Genomic DNA, 24,169 nt, shown 5'->3' on the forward strand with positions numbered 1-24,169 from the left:
GATGAGCGGCTTCCCGATCCCTGTTTCGGTGCTGACCGGTTTTCTCGGCGCCGGCAAGACGACACTGCTCAACCGGCTGTTGAAAGATCCGGCGCTGGCCGACACGGCGGTCATCATCAACGAATTCGGCGAAGTTGCGATCGACCATCTGCTGGTCGAGCAGGCGTCCGACGGCATCATCCAGCTGTCGGACGGCTGCCTGTGCTGCACGGTGCGCGGCGAACTGGTCGACACGCTGGCCGACCTGGTCGATCGGCTGCAGACCGGCCGCATCGCCCGTCTGGCCCGCGTCATCATCGAGACCACGGGGCTAGCCGATCCGGCGCCGGTGCTGCAGTCCATCATGGCGCATCCCGCGCTGGTCCAGGCCTTCCGGCTCGACGGCGTCATCACGCTGGTCGACGCGGTCAATGGCAATGCCACGCTCGACGCGCATGTCGAGGCGGTCAAGCAGGTGGCGGTTGCCGACCGCATCGTTCTCAGTAAGGCCGATCTGGTCACCGACCCGCATGAATTGGAAACGCTGCGGGTGCGCCTGCGGCAGATCAATCCGGGCGCCGATTTGCTTGACGTTGCCGACACGAAGACAGGCGTGGCGGCGCTGTTTGATTGCGGTCTCTACAATCCGGCGACCAAATCCGCCGATGTGCGGCGCTGGCTGGGCGAGGCGCATGATCATGATCATCATGACGGCCATGATCACGAGCATGACCACGGCCACGGCCACGATCAGCGCGTGCGTACTTATTCGCTGGTCCACGACGGCCCGGTGCCGTTTTCAGCGATCGAGATGTTTCTCGACCTGTTGCGCTCGGCACATGGCGAGCGTCTGCTGCGGATGAAGGGCGTCATCGAGCTCAGCGAAGACCCGTCGCGGCCGTTGGTGATCCATGGCGTGCAGAAAATCCTGCATCCGCCGGTGCAATTGCCGTCCTGGCCGGATGGCCAGCGCGGCACGCGGCTGGTGCTGATCACGCTCGATATGCCGGAAGACTATGTGCGTCGGCTGTTCGCCGCCTTCACCAACCGGCCGTCGATCGACACGCCCGACCGCGCGGCGCTGGAAAACAATCCGCTGGCGATCGCAGGGCGGTAAACTCTACGATTGCTGCTCGCCGCGCTCGACCAGAAAGCGATGACCGCCTGACACCGCCGCCGTTTCGACGAGATGGTGGCCGCTGTCGGAACAGAATGCCGGGATGTCGATGACGGCCAGCGGGTCGGTGGTTTCGAGCCAGAGCCGGCTGCCTGGCTGCATTCCGGCCAGCCGCTTCTTTGCTTTCAGCACAGGCAAAGGGCAGTTCAGCCCCTTGAGATCGTAGACGGTCGCAGGCTTGGAAACCTTGTTTTCAAGCATGTCGTTGTCCCAAAACCGCTACGCACCTTTGGGTGGCATGCATTGGCGAAAAACCTCAACCGCCGAACATGCCGAGCAGCTTGTTCTTCAGTCTGGTGACCCTGCTCTCGTCGGCGCTCGCCGCCTGTGTTTCAGCCTCAGGCGCGGCCTCCATGGGGGCTGAGATGGTGGCGGTGGCGACAGGCGCTTCCTTGGCGGCCTTGGCCGCCTCTTTCTGGGCTTTGGCCGCTTCCTTCTCGGCCAGAGCCTGCGCCTTGGCGGCTTCCTTGGCCTGCCTGGCTGCCTCTATGGCGGCAAGCCTCTGCTCCTCGGCCTTCTGCTTGGCGGCTTTTTCGGCGTCGAGTGCAGCCATCTTGCGGCCGGCCGGCGAATCGATGCGGCCCATGCGCGCCGTCTCGGTCACCGAGCCATCGGTGTTGAGCGACGGCGGATCGATCGGCACACGCTCGCCGCGCGCCCGGCGCTTGGACCAGTCGGAGACGATGCTGGCTTCCTTGACGCCGGCGATGGTCGGCTTCGGCGGCGGCGCGCTGGCCTTGAGCGCGCCGTTGAACGCGGCGTCATAGGTGCTCTGATAGGCGTTGTAGGCGCTCTTCAAGGAATCCGGTTGTGTGGTCGCCGGGCAGGTGCCGGTCGGATCAAATGTCTGGCCGTCGGCGGCGACCTGGTTGAAGACATAACGCTTCTCGCAGACGTCGACCTTCGGCGGCACCTTGGTGACCTCGAAATTGTCGTAGCCAACCTTCAGCATCTTCCAGAACTCATAGTTCGGGTCGTTGCGGTAGCGGGCCATGTTGGCCGCGGTCATGCGGAACGGAAAAGCCTGGATCTGGAATTCGGTCTGGCCACCCTGGAAGGCATCGCGGCCAAAGGCATAGATCTGCTCGATCTGCGCATCGGTCATCGAATAGCAGCCCGACGACGAGCAGGCGCCGTGCACCATCAGATTGGCGCCGGTGCGGCCATTGGCCCGGTCGTAGGCATTGGGAAAGCCGATGTTGAAGGACAGATGATAGTTCGAGCGCGGGTTCATCTGCGACGGGCGCACCGTGTAGAAGCCCTCCGGCGCCTGGCGGTCGCCTTCGGTGTATTTCGGCCCGAGCTTGCCCGACCATTTGCAGATGTCATAGCTCGCCACCATGTCGTAGCGGCCGTTGGTCTTGGCCTTCCAGATTTCGAGCTTGCCCTCTTCCTTGAAGATGCGGGCCATCACCGACGAGGTGCGCACCATGCCCTTGGCCCTCATGTCGGCGAGGATCTTGTCGGGCAGCGGCTTGTTGGCCTCCGGGGCAAAATCCTTCATCGACGAATCGTTGCAGCCGGCAACGCCGAGGGCAGCGATCAGGATTCCAGTGCGGGCAAGCTTGGCGAACATGGCTGCGGATATCGTCTTTTCTCTGGCGCCAAGGCGATTCATGCCAAGGCTTCTGCACTGAACGTGTACGGACACTAAGCCCGTTAACCTTGAAAATTCCTTACCGCAAGTGTCGACACGTCCCCGTGCGGCAGTCTCATTGAGCCGAATGCAGCGGCATTTTTGTGGCAAAAATGCTCCGTGCCGCCACATTGCGACGGGCGGGGCAGGGCCTTGGTTTAGAGACTGCGGCCCATTGCCAGATATTTCTCGCGGCGCTGCTCGCGGAAGTCGGTGTTGGCGCCAGAAAAATCCTTCATCGTCTTGGCGATGAGGTCGCCGGTCGCGGCAATCACGGTTTCGGCGCCACGATGCGCGCCGCCGAGCGGCTCGGGGATGATGGCGTCGATGATCTTGAGCTCCAGAAGATCCTGCGCGGTGATCTTCATGTTGGTCGCCGCGTCCTTCGATCGTGTCGTGTCGCGCCACAGGATCGAGGCGGCGCCTTCCGGCGAGATCACCGAATAGATGGCGTGTTCGAGCATGTAGACGCGGTTGGCGGTGGCGATCGCGATGGCGCCGCCCGAGCCACCTTCGCCAATGACCACCGAGATCGACGGCACTTTCAGGCCAAGGCAAGCCGAGGTAGAGCGGGCAATTGCTTCCGCCTGGCCGCGCTCCTCCGCGCCGACGCCGGGATAGGCGCCAGCGGTGTCGACCAGCGTCAGCAGCGGGATATTGAAGCGGTCGGCGAGTTCCATCAGCCGCACGGCCTTGCGGTAGCCTTCCGGCCGCACCGAGCCGAAATTGTGCTTCAGCCGGCTGGTCGTGTCGGAGCCCTTTTCCTGGCCGATGATGGCCACAGGCTCGCCGCGGAAGCGGGCGAAACCGCCGACGATCGCCTGGTCCTCGCCGAAATTGCGGTCACCGGCCAGCGGCGTGAAATCGTTGAACAGGCCCTTGATGTAGTCGACGCAATGCGGCCGGTCGGGATGGCGCGCCACCTGCACCTTCTGCCACGGCGTCAGCGCCTTGTAGGCGTCGCGCAGCGCGTCGCGGGAGCGCTTCTCGAGACGGCTGATCTCGTCGCCGACATCGACCGCCTCGCCACTCTCGGCAAGCTTCTTCAGCTCGAGGATCTTGCCCTCGAGGTCCTGCACCGGCTTTTCGAAATCGAGGTAATTGTACATGCGTGAGCGGACCGATACGTCGGAAGGCGAGGACTGACGGAACCCTGAAATCCAAGGCTCCGGGCGGTGGAACGTCGTCCTCACATAGCGATATGAGGCCTAGTCGGCAAGCGGATGATGATCGTTGACCAGCCGTACCAGCCGCTCTTCCAGCACATGGGTGTAAATCTGTGTCGTCGATATGTCGGCATGGCCGAGCAACTGCTGCACGGCCCTGAGATCGGCGCCGTTCTGCAGGAGATGGCTGGCGAAAGCATGGCGCAGCACATGCGGCGAGATCTTCGCGGAGGCGATGCCGGCCCTTGCCGCCAGCCCTTTCAGGTCGCGGGCAAAGACCTGGCGCGAGAGATAGCCGCTATCCGAGGCGGCCGGAAACAGAAACGGACTGTCGGCGAAGGCAGGCACCTTGGCGCGGGCGGCAAGCCAGCTCCGCATCGCCGTGCGCGCCTTGGCCGATAGCGGCACCATGCGCTCCTTGTCACCCTTGCCGCGCACCATGAAGAAACGGTCGTCGCGCTGCGCCACCGTCACCGGCAGGCCGACCAGTTCGGAAACGCGCAGGCCGGTGGCATAGAGCACCTCGACCAACGCATGCAGGCGCAGTGCCGCCAGCCAATCGCTGTCGCCAGGCACCGCATCGTTGCCGAGCCTGGGATCGCCGGCCTCAAGCGCTGCGCGGTCGATCAGCCGGCCGGTGTCGGCCTCGCTCATCGTCTTCGGCAGCGGACGGCCCTTTTTCGGGCTGTCCAGCGTGCCGGTCGGGTCATCCGCGCGCAGACCCTCGGCGTAGAGGAACTTGAAGAACTGACGGATCGCCGACAATTTGCGCGCCTGCGACGTCGGCGCGAAGCCACGCGCGGCGATATCGTCGAGATAGGCGCGGATATCGGTGGCGGCGGCACCGGCAAGCCCGCCATCGATCGCGTCCGAAGCGTCTTCGAGGTCGCGGCGATAGGAGGACAGCGTGTTTTCGGCGGCACCGCGCTCGACGCTCATCATTTCCAGGAAGGCTTCGATGCGGGCGGCGCTGTTCATTCGGGTTTTCTTGGGCGGGCTTTTCTTTGGCGGCGATCAGCTTTTCTTGGGATTGAGCTTTTCGGGAGGGATGCGCACGCTCATTTCCGCCTTTCTGGGCTCGACGAACATCACCAGCGCGAACATCGTACCATAGGCAATGCCGGCCAGAATCGCGAGGATCACGACAAAGCGAAACAGTGTCGGCATCAATTTTCGCCCGTCTTCTTGTTCTGCGTTTCCAAACCCTGTGCCCTTATGGGACGCCAATCCGCCCAATTCAAGGAAGAAGCTGAGGTTTGTTAGCAACTTCTGATGATGCACGGCCAGCCCATATCATGCTCAGGGCTGCTCGCTACGCTTGACGAAAACCGGCTTTTCATGTCGATACGCCGGCAAAGGGGGCACTCGAAGCATCAGATGAACGCGCTGCCATCAAATCCTCCAGAGGAGAACCACGCCGCGCTGCTTGGCCGGCTGGGCAGCCGTTCCGTCGTCTTTGTCGGGTTGATGGGCGCCGGCAAGACGGCGATCGGCCGCAAGGTGGCGGCGATGCTGGCGCTGCCCTTCATCGACAGCGACCAGGAGATCGAAAGCGTCTCGCGCATGACCGTTCCGGAGCTGTTCGAGCGCTATGGCGAGACCGAGTTCAGGGCCCTGGAGCAACGCGTCATCCTGCGCGTGCTGGAGAACGGCCCGCAGGTGCTGTCGACTGGCGGCGGCGCCTTCATGAACGCCCACACGCGCGAGGCCATCGCCGGCCGTGGCGTGTCGGTGTGGCTGAAGGCCGAGCTCGACCTTTTGATGGAGCGCGTCTCCAAGAAGCAGAACCGGCCGCTCCTGAAAAGCGCCGACCCCCGCGCCGTGCTGGAGCGGCTCATGCAGGAGCGGTATCCCGTCTACGCGACATCGGACGTCACCGTGCCGACCCGCGACGACCGCAAGGAGGTCATCGCGGCCGAGGTGGTGGATGCGCTTTGCCGGCATTTCGGCATTGATGAGACTGTCCCTACAGACGAGGTGCGATCGTGAGCGCAAGTCAGCCGGTCACCGTCGAAGTCGGCCTTGGCGACCGGGCCTACGACATCCTGATCGGCTCCGGTCTGCTGTCGCGCGCCGGTGCCGAGATTTCGCGCCGCCTGCCTGGTACACGCGCCGCGGTCATCACCGATGCCAATGTCGCGGCAGCGCATCTCGACGCACTGAAGAAGGGTCTCGAAAGGAACGACATCCAGCCCACTATCATCACGCTGCCGCCCGGCGAGAAGACCAAGAGCTTCGCCCATCTCGAAGAGGTGGTCGACGGCGTGCTGGCCGCCCGACTGGAACGCGGCGACATCGTTATCGCCTTTGGCGGCGGCGTCATCGGCGACCTTGCCGGCTTTGCCGCCGGTATCGTGCGCCGCGGCATGAATTTCGTGCAGATCCCGACCTCGCTGCTGGCTCAGGTCGATTCCTCGGTCGGCGGCAAGACAGGCATCAACAGCGCGCGCGGCAAGAACCTGGTCGGTGTTTTCCATCAGCCGAAGCTGGTGCTGGCCGATACCGAGGTGCTCGACACGCTGCCGATCCGCGAATTCCGCGCCGGCTATGCCGAGCTTGCCAAATATGGGCTCATCGACCGGCCGGGGTTTTTCACCTGGCTGGAAGAGAACTGGTCCCACGTGTTCGCCGGCGGGCCGGAGAGGGCGCAGGCCGTTGCCGAGGCCTGCCGCGCCAAGGCCGATGTGGTTGCTCGCGACGAGTTCGAGACCGGCGACCGTGCGCTGCTCAATCTCGGCCACACTTTCGGCCACGCGCTGGAAGCCGCCACCCAGTATGACGGAACCCGGCTCGTCCATGGCGAGGGTGTCGCCATCGGCATGGCGCTGGCGCACCGGTTCTCGTCGCGGCTCAACCTCGCCAGCCCCGACGATGCGGCACGCGTCGAGGCGCATCTGCGCGCCGTCGGGCTGCCGTGGCGGATGGCCGATATTCCTGGTGATTTGCCCGATGCCGAGGCGCTGCTTTCCTTCATTGCCCAGGACAAGAAGGTGTCGCGCGGTGCGCTGACCTTCATCCTGACGCGCGGTATCGGCCAGGCCTTCATCGCCAAGGATGTGCCGGCTTCGGAAGTGCTGTCGTTCCTGAAGGAGAGCCATCCGGGCGAGCAGGAAAGCCGGCCGGGCCAGCAGAAGATGCGGCCGAGCCAGCAGAAGAGCCGGCCGAGATGACCAACGAGACCGGCTGGATCGTCGTCGCTGTCCTTGCCGTCCTCGTCCTGCTGGCCGTTGCGTTGCGTGCGCGCCTGCTTGCCGCTTTCGGCTACGAATTATCGCGCATCGGGCCGCAGCGCTCGAGTGAGGCCGAGTTGCGCGGCGCGGTCGACGATTTCCGCCGCGACGGGCAGGTGGTGCGCGAGGATCGCGATCGCGTCGGCGGCCTGTTCGATCTCGCCGAGCTCGAAGTGTCGGATATCATGGTCCACCGTACCAACATGCGCTCGGTCAATGCCGACAATGCGCCGGAGGCGGTGGTCCGCGAGATACTGCAGAGCCCGCACACCCGCATGCCGTTGTGGAAGGGCTCGCTCGACAACATTGTCGGCGTGCTGCACGCCAAGGACCTGCTGCGGGCGCTCAACGACGTCGGCAACGACTTTTCCAAGATCGACGTGATGAAGATCGCCTCGAAACCCTGGTTCGTGCCGGACACCACGACCTTGCAGGAACAGCTCAACGCCTTCCTGCGCCGCAAGGCGCATTTCGCCGTTGTCGTCGACGAATATGGCGAGGTCGAAGGGCTGGTGACGCTGGAGGACATCATCGAGGAGATCGTCGGCGAGATCGCCGACGAGCACGACGTCGACATCCAGGGCGTCAAGCAGGAGGCCGACGGTTCCGTCGTCGTCGATGGCACGGTGCCGATCCGCGACCTGAACCGGGCGCTCGACTGGAACCTGCCGGATGAGGAGGCCACCACCATTGCCGGTCTCGTCATCCATGAGACGCAGTCTATCCCCGAGGAAAAACAGGCTTTCACGTTCCACGGCAAACGCTTCGTCGTAATGAAGCGCGACAAGAACCGGATCGCAAGGTTGAGAATACGGCCAGCCGGCGACGCTTAGAACAGTTCACCGTTTCACGGAAACGGCGAACGGCTCTAACTCTTTGTTTCGACGCAATTCCGGACGGAAAACCGTTTCCCACTTTCCTGGAATTGCTCCAGGGCGTGTCGCGTTGAAACGAATTCAGGCGACGTGCTTCAAGCCCCTGTTTTGATGCATGTCGCCCAAGACCGGCGCGCACTTTTTGACGCCATGAGAACCAGCGCAACTGCGCAGCTTCATTCTGTGATCTGGCTCGTCGAGCGTTCGTGGATCGTTGCCCCCGTTTCAGCGTCGACGGCGGCCAAGCTGACCTCATAACCCCAAAGCCTGCGGATGTGACGAAGCGTGGCGTCGCGGCTGGCATCCTCGAGAAGGACGCCGTCATTGACCTTGTGCTGCAGTCGCAAATGCCGGTCGCCGAGCAGATCGACATCCACCACCTGGATGTCCGGTCGCTTCGCGCCAACGTCGTAGCTGTGAGCGAGCGCGGCGCGTATCTTGGCATAGCCGCGCTCGTTGTGAATCGAGGCGACCTGGCAATGCGGTTGGTCGGCGACGTCGCCGAGCACAAAGAACCGCCATTTTCGGATCAAGGTCGGACTGAGGTACTGGCGGATAAAGGATTCGTCGCGGTGATCCGCCCAGGCGTCGAGCAGGATCTCGCGCCAGTTGCCGCGGCCGGCAATGTCGGGAAACCAGTCCCGGTCCTCGGCCGTCGGCTCTGTCGACATACGCTGGATGTCCTGCATCATGTCGAGGCCGAGAGCGTAGGGGTTGATGCCGGAAAAGCGTGGATCGTCGAACGCCGGCTGGAAGACCACGTTGGAATGATTGCGCAGGATTTCGAGCATGGCGCCTTCGCTAATCAGGCCGCGATCGAACAGCATGTTCATCAGAGTATAGTGCACGAAAGTGGCGCAGCCCTCGTTCATCACCTGTGTCTGCCCCTGCGGATAAAAATACTGTGCTATGACACGAACGATCCGGACGATCTCCCGCTGCCAAGGCTCCAGGACCAGGCTGTTCTTTTCCAGGAAATAAAGCAGGTTTTCCTCGGGCAGGTTGAGCGATTTCTTCCGCTCCGGCTCTTGCTCCTTATCGCTGACCCTTTGCTGAGAAGGCGGCAGCGTGCGCCACAGATCGTTGTAGGAGCGCTCCTCGTATTCGAGCCGCTCGCGAAGCCCTTCGCGCTGCCGCTCCGACGACAGCTTCGGCGGCCGGTGATAGCGGAACACGCCCTGCGCCATCAGCGCGTGGGCGGAATCAAGAACAGCCTCGACGGCGGTGAGGCCGTGCCGCTCCTCGCAACGGGCAATGTAGCCTTTGGCGAAGTCCAGGTAGCCGAGGATCGCCCCGGCGTCCGTCCACTGCTTGAACAACTGATTGTTCTTGAAGAAATGGTTGTGCCCGAGCGCAGCATGGGCCGTCACCAAGGCCTGCAGGGCCATGGTGTTTTCCTCCATCAGATAGACGATGCAGGGATTGGAATTGATGACCAGTTCATAGGCAAGCCCTCGCGCGCCTTTGCGATAGAGCAGATCCTGGTAGAGGAAATGTTTGCCGAAAGACCAGTGACGGTACATCAGCGGCATGCCGACCGACGAATAGGCGTCGAGCATCTGTTGGGAGGAGATGATCTCCATCTGCACGGGGTAGGTATCGAGATGAAGCTCTTCGACCGCGATTGCCTCGATCGCGTCATAGGCCCGCGACAATGTCTTGAAATCCCAGTCGGACCCTGAAAAAAGCAGGCTGGATTTACTGGCTTGTCTGGCCATCGTACCCTTCACGCTCTCTTAAGGGGAGCCAGCTGTCTGCCGAAGAGCTGGCGAAAGACCGGGTAGATATCGGCGGGCGTGGCGATGCGGCTCATCTGGAAGTTCGGCCATCTCAGGTCGATTTCGCTGTAGGCACGCCATAGCGATGTCCCGTTTTCGGTTGTGCGGAAGATATGGGCCTCACGCTCGTCGATGATCTCCACATAGGCAAAATACTGGCACAGCCGCATGAGCTTGCCGTTGAGCAAGGCTTTGCATCGCTCGGAATCGCCGGCGAAATTGTCGCCGTCCGAGGCCTGGGCGGCATAGATATTCCATTCGCGGGCCGGGTAACGTTCTTCAATAATGCGATGCATTTCCTCCAGCGCGGTGGAAACGACAGTGCCGCCGCTTTGCGTGTTGTAGAAGAATGTGTCCTCATCGACCTCCTGTGCCAAGTGCGTGTGGCGGATGAAGACGATCTCGATGCGGTCGTAGCGCCGTTTCAAGAACAGGTGCAGCAGCACGAAGAAGCGCTTGGCCAGATCCTTTTCGCGCTCGCCCATCGAGCCGGACACATCCATCAGGCAGAACATGACGGCGTTGGCGTTCGGCACAGGCTGGGGATCGAAGCGGTTGAAGCGGATGTCGACCGGATCGACATAGGCAATTCGCCGGCGGCGGCGTTCCAGCCGGTCGAGATCCTCGCGCAATGCCGCAATGCGCTGGCTTGCCGCTGCGCTGGATGGCACCAACTCAAGCGTAGCGATTTCCTGGAGGACCGCGTCCAGTTCCGCCTGCTTGGGACGCCTCAGCGCAATGCGGCGGCCATGGCTGTTGCGCATTGTGCGCCCAACATTGATGTTGGTCGGTGAACCGGTAGCGGCGAAACCAGCCCGGCGTGGTTTGAAGGCAAGGATTTCCTTGAGGTTGAGCTTGACCATGTCCGGAAGTTCGAGATCCTCGAAAAAAAGATCGAGCACCTCTTCGCGTGACAGCACGAAACGAAAGTCGTCTTCAGACGCCGTGTTTCCGGGGGACGACGCTCCCGCGCCGCCACCCTGGGCGGGCTTGGGGATCAGGTCTCCAGGGGAGAAATGCTTGTTGCCCGGCAGGATGTGCTGGCGCCTGCCGCTGTTGCGTGCGTTGTTGAAGCTCGGCTCGGCTGTGCCTCTTTCGGGCATGGGCACGGTGTGCTCGGCATCCGCGTCTGCGATCCTGCCAGCGCGGATCTGATCTCGTATGCTCCGCTTCAGTTCCTCGCGGGCACGCTTGAGGAAGCGCTGGCGATTGCCGAGGCTCTTGTCCTTTGGATTCAGGCGACGGTCGATGAAGATCGGCATGGAACCATCGGGCTCCCTCAGCCCGCCTTGTTCACCCGCATGTACCAGTCCACCAGGCGGCGCACCTGCCGCTGGGTGTAGCCGCGCTCGACCATGCGTTGAACGAATTCGTTGTGCCGTTTTTCCGTAACGCTGTCCTGCTTGGAGCCGAAGCTGATGACCGGCAAGAGGTCCTCGACCTGACCGAACATCCGCTTCTCGATGACCTCGCGGAGCTTTTCATAACTCGTCCATGACGGGTTGCGGTCGTGGTTCCTTGCGCGCGCGCGCAGCGTGAACTTCACCACCTCGTTGCGGAAGTCCTTGGGATTGGCGATGCCGGCCGGCTTTTCGACCTGCGACAATTCATTTTCCAAAACCTCGCGTTTCAAGATCTGGCCGGTGTCGGGGTCCTTGTAGTCCTGATCCTCGATCCAGGCATCGGCATAAGCGATGTAACGGTCGAAAAGATTCTGGCCATATTCGCTATAGGATTCGAGATAGGCTTTCTGGATCTCGTGGCCGATGAACTCGGCATACCGCGTGGCGATCTCCGACTTGATGAAATCGAGATAGGCTGCTTCCGATTCCTTGGGAAACTGCTCGCGCTTGATCGCCTCCTCCAGAATGTACATCAGGTGCACAGGATCGGCAGCCACTTCCTTGGTGTCGTAGTTGAAGGTCTGCGACAGGATCTTGAAGGCGAAGCGCGTGCTGACGCCCCTCATGCCCTCATCGACCCCGGCGGCATCGCGATATTCCTGGACCGACTTCGCCTTGGGGTCGACGTCCTTCAGGTTCTCGCCGTCATAGGCACGCATCTTGGTGTAGAGTGGCGAATTGTCATGCTCGGCCAGGCGGGTCGAGACGGTGAACCGGCTGAGAATGTCCAGCACCTCGGGCGCGCACGGGCTGGCGGCCAATTCGCTCTCTCGCAGCAGCTTTTCGTAGATCTGCCTCTCTTCGGTGATCCGCAGACAATAAGGCACCTTGACCACGAGGATGCGGTCGAGAAAGGCCTCATTGTTCTTGTTGTTCTTGAACTGCTGCCACTCCGACTCGTTGGAATGGGCCACGATGATCCCCTGGTAGGGAAAGGCGCCGAAATTTTCGGTACCGTTGTAGCTGCCCTCCTGGGTGGCGGTCAGCAGCGGATGCAGGACCTTGATGGGCGCCTTGAACATTTCCACGAATTCAAGCAGGCCCTGGGTGGTCCGGTTCAGTCCGCCGCTATAGGAATAGGCGTCCGGATCGGACTGGCTGAAATTTTCCAATAGCCGGATGTCGACCTTGCCGACCAGGGCCGAGACGTCCTGATTGTTCTCATCGCCCGGCTCGGTCTTGGCGATGCCGATCTGGCGCAACCGCGAAGGCATCAGCTTGACGACGCTGAACTTGGAAATGTCGCCAGAGAGTTCGTCGAGGCGCTTGGCCGCCCATGGCGAGATGAGCCCGTTCAGCCGGCGTCGGGCTATGCCGTATTTATCCTGCAGCAGGTCGCCCATGCGATCGGGATGGAAGAGGCCAAGCGGCGATTCGAAAACCGGGCTGACCTGGTTGCCGACCTTCAGCGTGTAGATCGGGCGCTGCTCCATCAATTTCTTCAGCCGTTCGGCAAGCGAGGATTTGCCGCCGCCAACCGGGCCAAGGAGATAAAGGATCTGCTTGCGCTCCTCGAGCCCCTGGGAAGCGTAGCGAAAATAGCCAGCAATGCGTTCGATCGTGTCCTCCATTCCGTAGAAATCGGAGAAGGAGGGATAGATCTTAACGGTGCGGTTCGAGAAAATGCGACCGAGCCGTTCGTCCTTGCTGGTGTCGACCAGGTTCGGCTCGCCGATAGCCTCGACCATCCGTTCAGGTGCCGAGGCATACATCGATCTGTCCTCTCGGCAGGCAAGGAGATATTGCTGGAGGCTGATTTCTTCCTGAGCCGCGTTCGCATAAATCTCCGAAAACAGGTCGAAGACGTCGGATTGATTCTCGCGCATGATACTCTGCCCTCAGAGCCGTTTTGGCCGCCTGCCGGCTCATCATGTATTCAACTGCCGGAATGCATTGTGGTTCCCTTCACACGAAGGAGAGCGCGTGCATCTGGCATTGAAACCCGGGACACCACCCATGTGGCAAAAATGCTTGCCAAATACTTAGGTGGTGATGGCCAGATGAGACCGTCAAGGGGCAGATATTGATTTCGTGAGCTGAACTGCAAGACAGTGCATTTGATACGGCCTGATGCTGCGACATTTGCGACCCGATGCGAGTTCGGCAAAGCCGGTGGATCCGGCCCCTCTACAGCGGATGAGCCCCCAAAAACTCGAGTGCCGTTCGAGATTCGGATCGATGATAGCGCGCCGACCCAGACCACTCGGGTATTAACAATCCTTAACTGGACGCTCGCTGCGCCTGCGGGCACTGTTGGCCTACACGGTCGGGAGACCATGATGATCGATAGACGAAGCCTCATTCTGGCCTCCGTGGCGGCGATGCTGCCATTGGGAGCATCGGCCGCGCGGCGCCCGCGCCAACCCGCGCCAAAAACCTTCGACTACGGGCCGGCCAAGCTCGATATCTATGCGCCTGACGGTGCAACCGGCCTGCCGGTCGTCTTTTTCGTCCATGGGGGCACCTGGCAGTTCGGCAAACGCAGCCAGGTCAACGCCAAGCCGGCCTTCCTGCTGGCCAATGGGTTCTGCTTCGTCTCCATCGACTATCGCATGTTGCCCGAGGCCGACGTCGCCACCCAGGCCGGCGACGTCGAAAAGGCCTATGCCTATGTGCGCGCCAATATCGCGCAGCATGGCGGCGATCCCGATCGCATTGTCGGCATGGGCCACTCGGCCGGCTGCCATCTGATTGCGCTGACCGGTATGCGCGGTGGCCTGCCTGGCGTCGCGGCACTCATCCTCGACGATACCAGGGCCTATGATCTTGCAGCGCTTTCCAGCAATGGCGGCATGGTCCGGGCCTATGCCCGCGTCTTTTCCGACCCCACGCAATGGGCCGCGCTGTCGCCCGCCAGCTATGTCGACGGCCACAAGCATCCGCCGACCTTCATCGCCTATTCAAGCGCCGCGGGCCGTGGCGAGGCCTCGAAGGCCTTCGCCGCGCGCCTGCGGGCGACCGGCACCAAGGTCACTGTGTTCGACGGCAGTGCCTATACGCACATGTCGATCAATCGCGATTTCGGCGAGGATGGCGACGCGCTGACCGCCGCCGCGCTGGAATTTCTGAAATCGACCGTCAGCTGACCCCAACGCGGCACAGGCATCGGAGGGACTGGATCAGATCAAAAGTGCCGACGGGATATTGCTGCGCGGGCGTTTGCCGGTGCAACTGCTCTCTTCGATCGTCAAGCGGGAGAGAATTCCATGAACGGCGCCGATGTCCTGTGTGATGTGCTTCTGGCCAATGATGTGACGGTCTGCTTCGCCAACCCCGGCACATCCGAAATGCATTTCGTCGCAGCGCTCGACCGGAAACCTCAGATGCGTTGCGTGCTCGGCCTGTTCGAGGGCGTGGTGACCGGTGCCGCCGACGGCTATGCCCGGATGACCGATCGGCCGGCCGCGACGCTGCTGCATACCGGTCCGGGTTTGGCCAACGGCCTGGCCAACATGCACAATGCGCGGCGCGCGCTGAGCCCGATGATCAACATTGTCGGCGACCATGCAGCCTACCATCTGCCGCTCGATGCTCCGCTGACCAGCGATATCGAGAGCCTTGCCAAGCCGATGTCGAACTGGGTGCGCCGCATCGCCGGCCCAGACGATGTCGCGCCGGCGACCGAGGCCGCCTTCCGCGCCTCGCTGACGCCTCCCGGCGTAACCACCCTGATCCTGCCCGCGGATGCCGCCTGGAGCGAAGTTGGCGCGGCCTCAGTCGGCAAGGCGACGCTGGCGCCGCAGCCCGCCGTCGACATGGGCGCCGTGCGCACGGTCGCCGCGGCCATCCGTGCCGCTCCGGGTCGGGCCGGCATCATCGTTCGCGGACAGGCGGCAAGAGCCGATGCGCTTGCTGTCGCCGGGCAGATCTCGACGGGCAGCGATGTCCGTGTGTTCAGCGACGTGCTGATCGCCCGGATGCAGCGCGGGCGCGGGCGTGTCGCGCCGACGCGCATCCCCTATCCGATCGATGCGGCGACGGCACTGCTCAGGGATATCGATGTTCTGGTGCTGGTCGGCGCGCGGGAGCCGGTTGCCTTCTTCGCCTATCCGGGAAAGCCGGGGCGGCTTGTGCGGGAAGGCTGCCAGGTGCTGACGCTGGCCGCGCATGGCGAGGATCTCAATGCGGCTCTGGAAGCGCTCCGCGACGAACTCGGCGTCAAGCCGTCGCAACAGACGGTGTTCGCAACCGCCTTTCCCGACGAGGCGACGCCGAGCGGCCAACTCACGGAGGATGCGATCGCGCTGTCGGTGGCGCGCAAGCTGCCGGCCGATGCGATCGTCTGCGACGAGGCGGTGACCTCGGCACGGCGTTTCTTCGCGCTGTCGGCCTTTGCCGCTCCGCACGATTACATGATGACCACAGGCGGATCGATCGGTGGAGGCATTCCGCTTGCAACCGGGGCGGCGATCGCCTGTCCCGACCGCAAGGTGATCAATCTGGAGGCTGACGGCAGCGGAATGTACACGGTGCAGGGGCTGTGGACGCAGGCCAGGGAAAATCTCGACGTGGTGACGATCGTCTTTTCCAACCGGACCTATGCGATCCTGCATGGCGAGATGCGCAATGTCGGCGTCGGCGCGATCGGCGAGAACGCCAGGCGCATGCTCGACCTCGACCAGCCGTCGCTGGACTGGGTTTGCCTGGCGAAAGGCATGGGCGTGGAGGCGGCCCGCGCCGATACCTGCGAGCGGTTCGACGCGCTGCTGGAGAGCGCCTTGTCGCGGCGCGGACCGTTCCTCATCGAAGCGGTGCTCTGAGCACAGCGAAGGCGGAACCGGCCTACCAGCGGGTCTTTTCGCCGGGAGCCGCCGGTTCGATCGCCAGCGCATGCACGCCGGCCTTCAGTTCGTCGGCAAGCAATTCGTTGACGGCGCGGTGGCGGTCGATGCGGCTCATGCCAGCAAAGGCCGAAGAGACGACGCGGACGCGAAAATGCGTCTCGCCGGTGCCGTCATAGGCGCCGTGATGGTCGGAGCCGTGATGGTGATGGCCGGCATGGAGATGGCTTTCGTTGATGATGACCAGCCGGTCCGGCGAAAAGGCCTTGTTGAGCTTGTCTTCCATGGTTGCCTGTATGGACATCGCCGTCTCCCTTCACCACATATGGCTGGCGCAGCAGCCGGCAAAACCAAAATCGGGCTCGCAAAGGCCGCTGCCGCGCAACAAAATCCGCCATTCGCCTGCTTTATGCCGCGATTCAGCGGTTAGGGCGATCATCGCGAAAATGTCAATTCTTGTTTCGCATTTGCGAACGCCCCATAAATGGGTGAGATGAAGCCGTATCCCAAATATTTCGAGAAGATTCGCATCCGCCCTGAGAAGGATGCGGAGCTGAAGTCGCACTCGCCGATCTGCCAGTGGGACGGCTGCAAGGAAGCGGGCACCCATCGTGCGCCGGTCGGGCGCATGAAGGAGGGCGAGTATTTCCGCTTCTGCTTCGACCATGTGCGCGAGTACAACAAGGGCTTCAACTATTTCTCCGGTGTGCCGGACACCGAGGTCGCGCGCTTCCAGAAGGAAGCCATGACCGGCCACCGGCCGACCTGGAAGATGGGCGTCAACGGCGCCTCGACGCGTTCGTCGCCGGATGTGGCCCAGATGCGCTCCGGCCGCGCCGGCTACTATAATCGCATGCGCGACCCGTTCGACCTGTTCAAGGGGCCAAAGGATCCGCGCGAGGCGCGCGAGCGCAAGGCCAAGCCGCTTGAGGCCAAGGCGCTGGAAACGCTTGGCCTTGATACAAAGGCGACTGGCAAGGAGATCAAGGCGCGCTATAAGGAACTGGTGAAGCGTCACCATCCGGATGCGAATGGTGGCGACCGAGGTTCGGAAGACCGGTTCCGCGATGTGCTGCAGGCCTATCGCGTGCTCAAACAGGCGGGCCTGTGCTGAGCGACCATACGATTCGTGTCGTTTTCCAACTTTCATAAGGTTGGAAAAGGCTCTAAGACCGCCCCCGGACAAAATCGATTGCCGGCGAAATCAGGCTTTTCGCCCGTGGAGACGTTGAGAGATATGAACAAGGTCGATCGCGACATCGCCAACCTACCCGACACGACGGTGTCGGTGAAGGAGAAATTCGGGTTCGAGTCCAAGATGGTGGTGCCGGCCTATTCGGTGACCAGCGAGCATGTACCCGACATCGATCCGGACTATCTGTTCGACAAGAACACGACGATGGCGATCCTTGCAGGCTTTGCCTACAACCGCCGCGTCATGGTGTCGGGCTATCACGGCACCGGCAAGTCGACCCATATCGAGCAGGTCGCCGCCCGCCTCAACTGGCCTTGCGTGCGCGTCAACCTCGACAGCCATGTCAGCCGTATCGATCTCGTCGGCAAGGACGCGATCGTCGTCAAGGACGGGCTGCAGATCACCGAGTTCCGCGACGGCATCCTGCCCTGGGCCTACCAGCACAATGTCGCGCTCTGCTTCGACGAGTATGATGCCGGCCGTCCGGACGTGATGTTCGTCATCCAGCGCGTGCTGGAATCGTCGGGCCGGCTGACGCTGCTCGACCAGAGCCGGGTCATCCGTCCGCATCCGGCCTTCCGGCTGTTCTCGACCGCCAACACAGTGGGCCTGGGCGACACCACCGGCCTCTATCACGGCACCCAGCAGATCAACCAGGCGCAGATGGACCGCTGGTCGATCGTCACCACGCTGAACTATCTGCCGCACGACAATGAAGTGAACATCGTGCTGGCCAAGGCCAAGCATTATCGCGACGGCAAGGGCAAGGACATCGTCAACAAGATGGTGCGAGTCGCCGACATGACGCGCTCGGCCTTCATCAATGGCGATCTGTCGACCGTGATGAGCCCACGTACGGTCATCACCTGGGCCGAGAATGCCGAGATCTTCGGCAATATCGGCATGGCGTTCCGGCTGACCTTCCTCAACAAGTGCGACGAGCTGGAGCGTTCGGTGGTAGCCGAGTTCTACCAGCGCGCCTTCGGCGAGGATTTGCCGGAATCAGCTGCCAATGTGGTGCTGGGCTAAGCAGAGTCTCGATGGCGGGTCCGGGCGACAATACGCGCAACAAGTCGAAGACGGGGTCTGAAGCCGACAGCTTCAAGCGTGCCGTCACCGTCTGCATGCGCGCCATCGCCGGCGACAAGGAGCTTGAAGTCGGCTTTGCCAAGGATAGGCCGGCACTTGCCGGCAGCCGCGCCCGGCTGCCCGAACTGCCGAAGAAGGCGTCGAAGGCCGACATCGCCATCACGCGAGGCCTCGGCGATTCCATGGCGCTGAAGCGCGCCTGCCATGACGTGCGCATCCACACCAAGCTCGCGCCAGAGGGCAAACAGGCCCGCGCCGTCTACGACGCGGTCGAGCAGGCCCGCGTCGAGGCGATCGGCAGCCGCGCCATGCAAGGCGTCGCCGACAATATCGGCTCGATGCTGGAGGACAAATACGCCAAGGCCAATCTCGTCGACGTCAAGGACAAGGCCGACGCGCCGATCGAGGAAGCACTGGCGCTGATGGTGCGCGAGAAGCTGACCGGCCGTCCGATCCCGAAGAGCGGCGAGCGCCTGGTCGAGCTGTGGCGGCCCTGGGTCGAGGAAAAGGCCAGCGCCGATCTCGACGGTCTCTCGGCCAAGCTCGACGATCAGCAGGCATTCGCCCGCGTCGTGCGCGAGATGCTTGCCTCCATGGAAATGGCCGAGGAACTCGGCGACGACCAAGAGACCGAAGACTCCGAGGACAATGACGACAACCAGCCGCAAGGCGAGGAACAGAGCGAGGAGGGCGGCGAAGAGGATTCCGGCTCCGAGCAGTCACAGTCCGAGGATGCCGAGGCGTCCGCCGATGACGAGCAATCGGCCGAGACCGAAGCCTCCGACGCTACCGCCGACGACCTGTCCGACGATGACGATGCGGATGCCGAGACGCCCGGCGAGGCACGCCGCAACGACAATCCCTTCACCAATCTGCCGAAGGAAATCGACTACAAGGTCTTCACCACCGCTTTCGACGAGACGGTCGGCGCCGAGGAGCTTTGCGAAGAGGAAGAGCTCGACCGGCTGCGCGCCTTCCTCGACAAGCAGCTTGCCAATCTGTCCGGCGTCGTCGGGCGGCTGGCCAACCGGCTGCAGCGGCGGCTCATGGCGCAGCAGAACCGGTCGTGGGATTTCGACCTGGAAGAAGGCTACCTCGACCCGGCGCGCCTGGTGCGCGTCGTCATCGACCCGATGCAGCCATTGTCCTTCAAGCAGGAACGCGACACCAAGTTCCGCGACACGGTGGTGACGCTGGTGCTCGACAATTCCGGCTCGATGCGCGGCCGGCCGATCACGGTCGCCGCCACCTGCGCCGACATCCTGGCGCGCACGCTGGAACGCTGCGGCGTCTCGGTCGAGATCCTCGGCTTTACCACCCGAGCCTGGAAAGGCGGCCAGGCGCGCGAGAAATGGCTGAAGGACGGCAAGCCGCCGAACCCCGGCCGGCTCAACGATTTGCGCCACATCATCTACAAATCCGCCGATCATCCGTGGCGGCGGGCACGGAGCAATCTCGGCCTGATGATGCGTGAGGGCCTGCTCAAGGAAAACATCGACGGCGAGGCGCTGCTGTGGGCGCACAACCGGCTGATCGCGCGGCCTGAACAGCGCAAGATCCTGATGATGATCTCGGACGGCGCGCCGGTCGACGATTCGACGCTGTCGGTCAATCCGGGCAATTATCTCGAGCGCCATCTGCGCGCCGTCATCGAACTGATCGAGACGCGCTCGCCTGTGGAGTTGCTGGCCATCGGCATCGGCCATGACGTCACCCGCTATTACAGGCGCGCCGTGACGATCGTCGACGCCGAGGAGCTGGCCGGCGCCATGACCGAGCAACTGGCCTCGCTGTTCGCCGAGGAAAGCGCGCGCGACACGCGGCGCGGCGGCATGCGGCGCGCCGGATGATCTTTTCGCGCGGCGGCTTCCAGCAGACGCTTTTCGCCGCCATCGCACTATTTGCCGGCGCGGCTCCAGTGCTGGCCGGTTCGCCCGACTCGACCTCAGTTGAATCGGTCGAAATCTCGGCTCGCCCGATCACCGAATTCCAAATCGGCCGCGCCGACAAACAGTTTGGCCCATTCGAATTCGTCGGCGGCCTGGAAATGACCTCGCCGACACGCGATTTCGGGGCACTGTCGGCCTTCCGCTTTCTCAAAGGCGGCAGCGATTTCATCGGCGTCGCCGACACTGGCTTCTGGTTCTTCGGAACGGTGGTCCGCGACGCCGACAAGCGGCCGTCCGGCATCCAGAATTTCCATATCCAGCAGATGGTCGACGAAGCGGGGCGGGCGATCGACGAGAAGTGGGAGGTCGACGCCGAAGGCCTCGCCGTCAAGGACGGCATCGCCACTGTCGGCTTCGAGCGCAGCCACCATGTCGCCCAGTTTAAGATCGACCCCAACGATATGAAGGCGCCGTTCAAGCAGCTGGATTTTCTGGTGCCGGCCCGGGAACTGCGCCAGAACCGCGGTTTCGAGACCGTCACCCACGCCAATGCCAACGGCCAGCATGAGGGCGGGCTGGTGGTGGTCTCCGAAAAGAGCCTCGACAAGGCCGGCAACATCTATGCCGCCATCATCGAAGGGCCGCACAAGGGCGTGTTTACCGTCAAGCGCAACGGCGACTTCGACATCACCGACGGCGCCTTCCTGCCGGATGGTGACCTGCTGTTGCTGGAGCGCAGCTTCTCGATGGCCCGCGGCGTCAAGATGCGGCTGCGGCGCATTTATGGCGAAAGCGTCGAGAAGGGCGCCGTCGCCGACGGGCCGGTGCTGCTGGAGGCCGACATGGGCTACCAGATCGACAATATGGAAGGGCTCGACGTCTGGACCCGCGACGACGGCGCGCTGATGGTGTCGCTGGTCTCCGACGACAACCACTCGATCCTGCAGCGCAATCTCTATCTGGAATTTATTCTCCATCAGGATTGAGCAACGCCTCACAAGCTGACAGTCGCCATTAATTTTCGATGACGCGACTGACCTGCTCCGCATTTTCCCTACCAAGTCATTGACATTGAACGGTTTTCTAGCCACTCGGTCGCGCCTCAAAATACTTTAGTCGAGACTTGACAATTGATGACGCCGCCGCAATACTCAAGTCCATGCTTAACTATTCCGAGATCGACAGCATCTTGCGGGCTCTGGTCGAGCCCACCCGCCGCCAGATCCTGGAAAAATTGAGCCGCGGACCAGCCACCGTCAGCCAGCTGGCGGAGCCGTTCGGCATGACGTTCGCCGCCGTGCTGCAACATCTGCAGGTGCTGGAAGCCTGCGGGCTGATCCGCAGCGAAAAGATCGGACGGGTACGCACCTGCCGGATCGAACCGGGCGGGCTTGCCCCGCTCGCCGACTGGATTGCTGAACGCCGCATACCGGCGGAACGTCAGCTCGACCGACTTGGCCAGATCCTGGCCGACACAGATCAATCGCCCCCGAAAGTTCAAGATCAGGAAAAGGACGAACAGACATGAACCAAATCGCCCCCGTGAAAGACGAGCATTCCGTCATCCACTCCACGTTCACCATCGAGAGGACCTATCCGCAATCGCCGCCCCAAGTCTTCCATGCCTTCGCCGACAAGGCGACTGTGCGGCGCTGGCGGATCGATGGCGATGGTTTTGCCATCGCCGAATTTAGCTTCGACTTCCGCGTCGGCGGTGGCGAGGTGTCGCGATTCAGCTATGCCGGCGGTCCGGAGATCAGGCTCGACGCGCAGTTCCAGGACATCGTTGTCGATCAGCGCATCGTGTTCTCCTACAGGATGGCGATCGGGCCCCAGCCAATGTCGGCATCCCTCACCACCGTCGAGCTGACCCCCTCGGGCAGTGGCACGCGGCTGACCTATACCGAGCAGGGCGCGTTTTTCGACGGTGTCGATTCCGCGAAAGGGCGGGAAGAGGGGACACGCGGGCTGTTGGAAGCCCTTGCCGCGGAACTCCAGAAGTCGAGGTAGACCGGACCGCGGCCCGGCTCTCGCTCAGGATCGTGGGCCGTTGGCGGCCATCCAGATGACATGGCGCGCGCCGCGCTTGCCGTTGGCGCGCGTGTTGATCTCCTCGACCGCAAAGCCAGCCTGCTTCAGGCGCCGCGTGAAGCCGCCGTCGGGGCCTTGCGACCACACCGCCAGGACACCGCCCGGCTTGAGGGCGGTGCGCGCGGCTCCCAGCCCCTGCAGGCTGTAAAGCGCGTCGTTGGACTTGTGGACGATGCCTTGCGGGCCGTTGTCGACATCGAGCAGGATGGCGTCCCAGGCTGCCGGCTCGGACCGTATCAACTGGCCGACGTTGGTTTCCTCGACCGTGACGCGCGGATCGTCAAGGCAGCCGCCAAACACCTCGGCCATTTGGCCGCGTGCCCAGGCGACGACCGTCGGCACCAGCTCCGCAACGACGATGCTGGCATCATTGCCGAGTTCGGCGAGGGCGGCGCGCAAGGTAAAACCCATGCCGAGCCCGCCGATCAGCATTCTCGGCCGCCGATGGTCGGCAATCCTTTGGCAAGACAGTTTTGCCAGCGCTTGCTCGGAGCCGCTGAGGCGGCTGTTCATCAGCTCATTGGTGCCGAGCATGATCGAGAATTCGGAACCGCGCCGCTTGAGGCGAAGTTCTTGTTGGCCGTCTGGTGTCTTTGCCGAATCGAGCTGGACCCAGGGGATCACGGGCTTTCTTTCTGTTTGGCGTGATCTTATCCGAAACGGCCTAGACCGCGACAGCCGGCTGGCTCCAGCGGGCGGCGAGCAGCCGGTAGGGGATGAGCGCCACAATGGCGATGATCAGCTTCACACTGAGGTCGCCGAGCGCCCAGGAGATCCAGCGCATAGCGTCGACATGGAACACACCCATCAGCGGTGCGGTTTCGAGCGCGAAACTGTCGTTGGGACCAGCAAAGGCGAAAGCGGCAGAGAAAGCGACGGTAAAGAACACGGCGGTGTCGAACACCGAGCCGACCAGCGTGCCGACGATCGGCGCCCGCCACCAGCTTTGCCGGCGCAGCCGGTTGAACACGGTGACGTCAAGCAATTGCGCGCAGAGGAACGCAGCACCTGACGCCGCGGCGATGCGCACCAGCCGGTCGGCCGCGGTCTCGAATTCGATCAGGCCGTGGCGGAACAGGAAGGGCGGGACGAGGATCGAGCAGATGACGGCAGTCATGAAGCCGACAAAGACGATCCTGCGCGCCACGGCAGGCCCGTAGCGGCGGTTGGCGAGATCGGTGACCAGGAACGAGAAGGGATAGGTGAAGGCGCCCCAGGTCAAAAGGTCGGCCAGCGACAGGCCGCCGATCTGCCCTTGCATCGGGAACTGCACGAGAATGTTCGATGCCACGACGACAAGCGCCATGGCGGCCACGAAGGGCAGGTATCGCGAGAAGGAACTCATTTTTTTATCCTGGGTAATGGAACCAGCGGAGCGTTATTCCGAAACCGAATCACGCTCGCTTTGTTTGAGCATCGGAAGCCACTTTGAAAGGCTTGGATCCGATGCCCAAGGCGGTCGTCCCCCGCCTTTAAACGATGTTAGGCAGCAGGCTGATCGGCAAGCTTCTTGGCGATCTGCTTCTTCAACAGACGCGCGCGCTGCGACAGTTCCTTGACGTCGGCCTTGGCCAGGAAGGCATCCAGACCGCCGCGATGTTCGACCGAACGCAGGGCGTTGGCGGAAATGCGCAGGCGCACGTTCTGGTTCAGCGCTTCCGAGATCAGCGTCACATTGACGAGGTTCGGCAGGAAGCGACGCTTGGTCTTGTTGTTGGCGTGGCTCACATTGTTGCCGGACATGACTGCCTTGGCAGTGAGTTCGCAGGTGCGGGACATAGTTCTAACCTTCAGTTCTCGGGTCTGCCAAACCTTTATGCCCACGCCGGGTGGCGCGCGGTTCTGGTCAGGCGGCCTTATGGAAAAAGTTGGCGTTCCAT

The 24,169-nt window shown here is 62.6% G+C and carries 24 protein-coding genes; 12 read left to right on the forward strand and 12 right to left on the reverse strand.

From position 1 onward, the window contains the following. Position 1: 1 nt before the first annotated feature. A complete protein-coding gene (locus AC1DYW_RS28225; RefSeq protein ID WP_457153956.1) occupies positions 2-1,096 on the forward strand; it encodes a CobW family GTP-binding protein in 1,095 nt (364 codons plus the stop codon). A 3-nt stretch (positions 1,097-1,099) separates the two neighbouring features. Here the strand turns inward: AC1DYW_RS28225 and AC1DYW_RS28230 are convergent, their stop codons facing one another. The 5 genes from AC1DYW_RS28230 to AC1DYW_RS28250 all read right to left on the reverse strand — a co-directional run bounded on the left by AC1DYW_RS28230 (position 1,100) and on the right by AC1DYW_RS28250 (position 5,125). Beyond that, positions 1,100-1,357 carry a sulfurtransferase TusA family protein gene (locus tag AC1DYW_RS28230; RefSeq protein WP_457153957.1) on the reverse strand — a complete coding sequence of 86 codons (258 nt, stop codon included), beginning with the start codon at positions 1,355-1,357 and terminating at the stop codon, positions 1,100-1,102. A gap of 55 nt (positions 1,358-1,412) precedes the next feature. Continuing rightward, a complete protein-coding gene (locus AC1DYW_RS28235; RefSeq protein ID WP_477228457.1) occupies positions 1,413-2,732 on the reverse strand; it encodes a L,D-transpeptidase family protein in 1,320 nt (439 codons plus the stop codon). 218 nt (positions 2,733-2,950) lie between these two features. Next, a complete protein-coding gene (locus AC1DYW_RS28240) occupies positions 2,951-3,901 on the reverse strand; it encodes an acetyl-CoA carboxylase carboxyltransferase subunit alpha (RefSeq protein ID WP_457154042.1) in 951 nt (316 codons plus the stop codon). Between the two features lie 99 nt (positions 3,902-4,000). Continuing rightward, positions 4,001-4,936 (reverse strand): site-specific tyrosine recombinase XerD, encoded by a 936-nt coding sequence (locus AC1DYW_RS28245; protein ID WP_457154043.1) that lies wholly within the window; start codon positions 4,934-4,936, stop codon positions 4,001-4,003. Positions 4,937-4,972: 36 nt separating this feature from the next. Beyond that, positions 4,973-5,125, reverse strand: a complete 153-nt coding sequence (locus tag AC1DYW_RS28250) for a histidine kinase (protein WP_095084921.1) — start codon at positions 5,123-5,125, stop codon at positions 4,973-4,975. A gap of 210 nt (positions 5,126-5,335) precedes the next feature. Here AC1DYW_RS28250 and AC1DYW_RS28255 point away from each other — a divergent pair, with 210 nt between their 5' ends. From AC1DYW_RS28255 to AC1DYW_RS28265, 3 genes are read left to right on the forward strand one after another with little or no spacing between them, the layout of a single operon-like run. Continuing rightward, positions 5,336-5,947 (forward strand): shikimate kinase, encoded by a 612-nt coding sequence (locus tag AC1DYW_RS28255; protein ID WP_477228391.1) that lies wholly within the window; start codon positions 5,336-5,338, stop codon positions 5,945-5,947. Then, on the forward strand, positions 5,944-7,128 hold the full coding sequence (aroB, locus tag AC1DYW_RS28260) for a 3-dehydroquinate synthase (RefSeq protein ID WP_477228392.1): 1,185 nt from the start codon (positions 5,944-5,946) through the stop codon (positions 7,126-7,128). Before AC1DYW_RS28255 ends, aroB begins: the two co-directional genes overlap by 4 nt. Then, entirely contained in the window at positions 7,125-8,021 is an 897-nt protein-coding gene (locus tag AC1DYW_RS28265; protein WP_457154045.1) for an HlyC/CorC family transporter, read from the forward strand. The genes aroB and AC1DYW_RS28265 overlap by 4 nt, the downstream gene beginning before the upstream one ends. Positions 8,022-8,239: 218 nt before the next feature. On the opposite strand, the gene AC1DYW_RS28270 is transcribed toward AC1DYW_RS28265, so the two are convergent. From AC1DYW_RS28270 to AC1DYW_RS28280, 3 genes are read right to left on the reverse strand one after another with little or no spacing between them, the layout of a single operon-like run. Further along, positions 8,240-9,781, reverse strand: coding sequence for a SpoVR family protein (locus AC1DYW_RS28270; RefSeq protein WP_457154724.1), 1,542 nt, complete (start codon positions 9,779-9,781; stop codon positions 8,240-8,242). A gap of 8 nt (positions 9,782-9,789) precedes the next feature. Then, positions 9,790-11,103, reverse strand: a complete 1,314-nt coding sequence (locus tag AC1DYW_RS28275; RefSeq protein ID WP_457154723.1) for a YeaH/YhbH family protein — start codon at positions 11,101-11,103, stop codon at positions 9,790-9,792. 17 nt (positions 11,104-11,120) lie between these two features. Continuing rightward, positions 11,121-13,070 (reverse strand): PrkA family serine protein kinase, encoded by a 1,950-nt coding sequence (locus AC1DYW_RS28280; RefSeq protein ID WP_095084916.1) that lies wholly within the window; start codon positions 13,068-13,070, stop codon positions 11,121-11,123. A 453-nt stretch (positions 13,071-13,523) separates the two neighbouring features. Between AC1DYW_RS28280 and AC1DYW_RS28285 the strand changes: the two genes are divergently transcribed. Both AC1DYW_RS28285 and AC1DYW_RS28290 read left to right on the forward strand, forming a co-directional pair. After that, the gene (locus AC1DYW_RS28285; RefSeq protein ID WP_457154357.1) at positions 13,524-14,330 is read left to right on the forward strand and encodes an alpha/beta hydrolase; all 807 of its coding nucleotides are present in this window, start codon (positions 13,524-13,526) and stop codon (positions 14,328-14,330) included. A gap of 120 nt (positions 14,331-14,450) precedes the next feature. Continuing rightward, entirely contained in the window at positions 14,451-16,004 is a 1,554-nt protein-coding gene (locus AC1DYW_RS28290; protein WP_457154358.1) for an acetolactate synthase large subunit, read from the forward strand. A 22-nt stretch (positions 16,005-16,026) separates the two neighbouring features. Here AC1DYW_RS28290 and AC1DYW_RS28295 read toward each other — a convergent pair whose 3' ends face one another. Further along, a complete protein-coding gene (locus AC1DYW_RS28295) occupies positions 16,027-16,329 on the reverse strand; it encodes a BolA family protein (RefSeq protein ID WP_095084914.1) in 303 nt (100 codons plus the stop codon). A 180-nt stretch (positions 16,330-16,509) separates the two neighbouring features. On the opposite strand from AC1DYW_RS28295, the gene AC1DYW_RS28300 reads away from it, so the two are divergent. The 6 genes from AC1DYW_RS28300 (at position 16,510) to AC1DYW_RS28325 (ending at position 22,208) form a co-directional block, all read left to right on the forward strand. Next, on the forward strand, positions 16,510-17,139 hold the full coding sequence (locus AC1DYW_RS28300) for a J domain-containing protein (protein WP_184876143.1): 630 nt from the start codon (positions 16,510-16,512) through the stop codon (positions 17,137-17,139). A gap of 123 nt (positions 17,140-17,262) precedes the next feature. Continuing rightward, positions 17,263-18,249 (forward strand): cobaltochelatase subunit CobS, encoded by a 987-nt coding sequence (cobS, locus tag AC1DYW_RS28305; RefSeq protein ID WP_095084912.1) that lies wholly within the window; start codon positions 17,263-17,265, stop codon positions 18,247-18,249. An 11-nt stretch (positions 18,250-18,260) separates the two neighbouring features. Further along, positions 18,261-20,159, forward strand: coding sequence for a cobaltochelatase subunit CobT (gene cobT / locus AC1DYW_RS28310; RefSeq protein WP_457152077.1), 1,899 nt, complete (start codon positions 18,261-18,263; stop codon positions 20,157-20,159). Then, on the forward strand, positions 20,156-21,184 hold the full coding sequence (locus AC1DYW_RS28315; protein ID WP_457152076.1) for an esterase-like activity of phytase family protein: 1,029 nt from the start codon (positions 20,156-20,158) through the stop codon (positions 21,182-21,184). Before cobT ends, AC1DYW_RS28315 begins: the two co-directional genes overlap by 4 nt. A gap of 173 nt (positions 21,185-21,357) precedes the next feature. Beyond that, positions 21,358-21,726 carry an ArsR/SmtB family transcription factor gene (locus AC1DYW_RS28320; protein WP_457152079.1) on the forward strand — a complete coding sequence of 123 codons (369 nt, stop codon included), beginning with the start codon at positions 21,358-21,360 and terminating at the stop codon, positions 21,724-21,726. Next, a complete protein-coding gene (locus AC1DYW_RS28325; RefSeq protein ID WP_457152075.1) occupies positions 21,723-22,208 on the forward strand; it encodes an SRPBCC family protein in 486 nt (161 codons plus the stop codon). The genes AC1DYW_RS28320 and AC1DYW_RS28325 overlap by 4 nt, the downstream gene beginning before the upstream one ends. A 24-nt stretch (positions 22,209-22,232) precedes the next feature. Here AC1DYW_RS28325 and AC1DYW_RS28330 read toward each other — a convergent pair whose 3' ends face one another. From AC1DYW_RS28330 to rpmB, 3 genes are all read right to left on the reverse strand, one after another. Then, complete coding sequence (locus AC1DYW_RS28330; protein WP_457152074.1) at positions 22,233-22,913, reverse strand: spermidine synthase; 681 nt, start codon at positions 22,911-22,913, stop codon at positions 22,233-22,235. Between the two features lie 40 nt (positions 22,914-22,953). Beyond that, a complete protein-coding gene (locus AC1DYW_RS28335; protein ID WP_095084906.1) occupies positions 22,954-23,634 on the reverse strand; it encodes a queuosine precursor transporter in 681 nt (226 codons plus the stop codon). Positions 23,635-23,771: 137 nt separating this feature from the next. Continuing rightward, positions 23,772-24,068 carry a 50S ribosomal protein L28 gene (rpmB, locus tag AC1DYW_RS28340; RefSeq protein WP_091585249.1) on the reverse strand — a complete coding sequence of 99 codons (297 nt, stop codon included), beginning with the start codon at positions 24,066-24,068 and terminating at the stop codon, positions 23,772-23,774. Positions 24,069-24,169: the final 101 nt, after the last annotated feature.

The organism is Mesorhizobium sp. P2_D5 (assembly GCF_056404355.1).

Bases quoted from the DNA above. Each gene is read 5' to 3' on its own strand.
- cobS (WP_095084912.1), top strand. From the start codon at position 17,263: ATGAACAAGGTCGATCGCGACATCGCCAACCTACCCGACACGACGGTG.
- AC1DYW_RS28295 (WP_095084914.1), bottom strand. From the start codon at position 16,329: ATGTCCATACAGGCAACCATGGAAGACAAGCTCAACAAGGCCTTTTCG.
- AC1DYW_RS28235 (WP_477228457.1), bottom strand. From the start codon at position 2,732: ATGTTCGCCAAGCTTGCCCGCACTGGAATCCTGATCGCTGCCCTCGGC.
- AC1DYW_RS28245 (WP_457154043.1), bottom strand. From the start codon at position 4,936: ATGAACAGCGCCGCCCGCATCGAAGCCTTCCTGGAAATGATGAGCGTC.
- AC1DYW_RS28265 (WP_457154045.1), top strand. From the start codon at position 7,125: ATGACCAACGAGACCGGCTGGATCGTCGTCGCTGTCCTTGCCGTCCTC.
- rpmB (WP_091585249.1), bottom strand. From the start codon at position 24,068: ATGTCCCGCACCTGCGAACTCACTGCCAAGGCAGTCATGTCCGGCAAC.
- AC1DYW_RS28300 (WP_184876143.1), top strand. From the start codon at position 16,510: ATGGGTGAGATGAAGCCGTATCCCAAATATTTCGAGAAGATTCGCATC.
- AC1DYW_RS28280 (WP_095084916.1), bottom strand. From the start codon at position 13,070: ATGCGCGAGAATCAATCCGACGTCTTCGACCTGTTTTCGGAGATTTAT.
- cobT (WP_457152077.1), top strand. From the start codon at position 18,261: ATGGCGGGTCCGGGCGACAATACGCGCAACAAGTCGAAGACGGGGTCT.
- AC1DYW_RS28240 (WP_457154042.1), bottom strand. From the start codon at position 3,901: ATGTACAATTACCTCGATTTCGAAAAGCCGGTGCAGGACCTCGAGGGC.
- AC1DYW_RS28285 (WP_457154357.1), top strand. From the start codon at position 13,524: ATGATCGATAGACGAAGCCTCATTCTGGCCTCCGTGGCGGCGATGCTG.
- AC1DYW_RS28255 (WP_477228391.1), top strand. From the start codon at position 5,336: ATGAACGCGCTGCCATCAAATCCTCCAGAGGAGAACCACGCCGCGCTG.
- AC1DYW_RS28225 (WP_457153956.1), top strand. From the start codon at position 2: ATGAGCGGCTTCCCGATCCCTGTTTCGGTGCTGACCGGTTTTCTCGGC.
- AC1DYW_RS28230 (WP_457153957.1), bottom strand. From the start codon at position 1,357: ATGCTTGAAAACAAGGTTTCCAAGCCTGCGACCGTCTACGATCTCAAG.
- AC1DYW_RS28275 (WP_457154723.1), bottom strand. From the start codon at position 11,103: ATGCCGATCTTCATCGACCGTCGCCTGAATCCAAAGGACAAGAGCCTC.
- AC1DYW_RS28270 (WP_457154724.1), bottom strand. From the start codon at position 9,781: ATGGCCAGACAAGCCAGTAAATCCAGCCTGCTTTTTTCAGGGTCCGAC.
- AC1DYW_RS28290 (WP_457154358.1), top strand. From the start codon at position 14,451: ATGAACGGCGCCGATGTCCTGTGTGATGTGCTTCTGGCCAATGATGTG.
- AC1DYW_RS28320 (WP_457152079.1), top strand. From the start codon at position 21,358: ATGCTTAACTATTCCGAGATCGACAGCATCTTGCGGGCTCTGGTCGAG.
- AC1DYW_RS28335 (WP_095084906.1), bottom strand. From the start codon at position 23,634: ATGAGTTCCTTCTCGCGATACCTGCCCTTCGTGGCCGCCATGGCGCTT.
- AC1DYW_RS28315 (WP_457152076.1), top strand. From the start codon at position 20,156: ATGATCTTTTCGCGCGGCGGCTTCCAGCAGACGCTTTTCGCCGCCATC.
- AC1DYW_RS28325 (WP_457152075.1), top strand. From the start codon at position 21,723: ATGAACCAAATCGCCCCCGTGAAAGACGAGCATTCCGTCATCCACTCC.
- AC1DYW_RS28250 (WP_095084921.1), bottom strand. From the start codon at position 5,125: ATGCCGACACTGTTTCGCTTTGTCGTGATCCTCGCGATTCTGGCCGGC.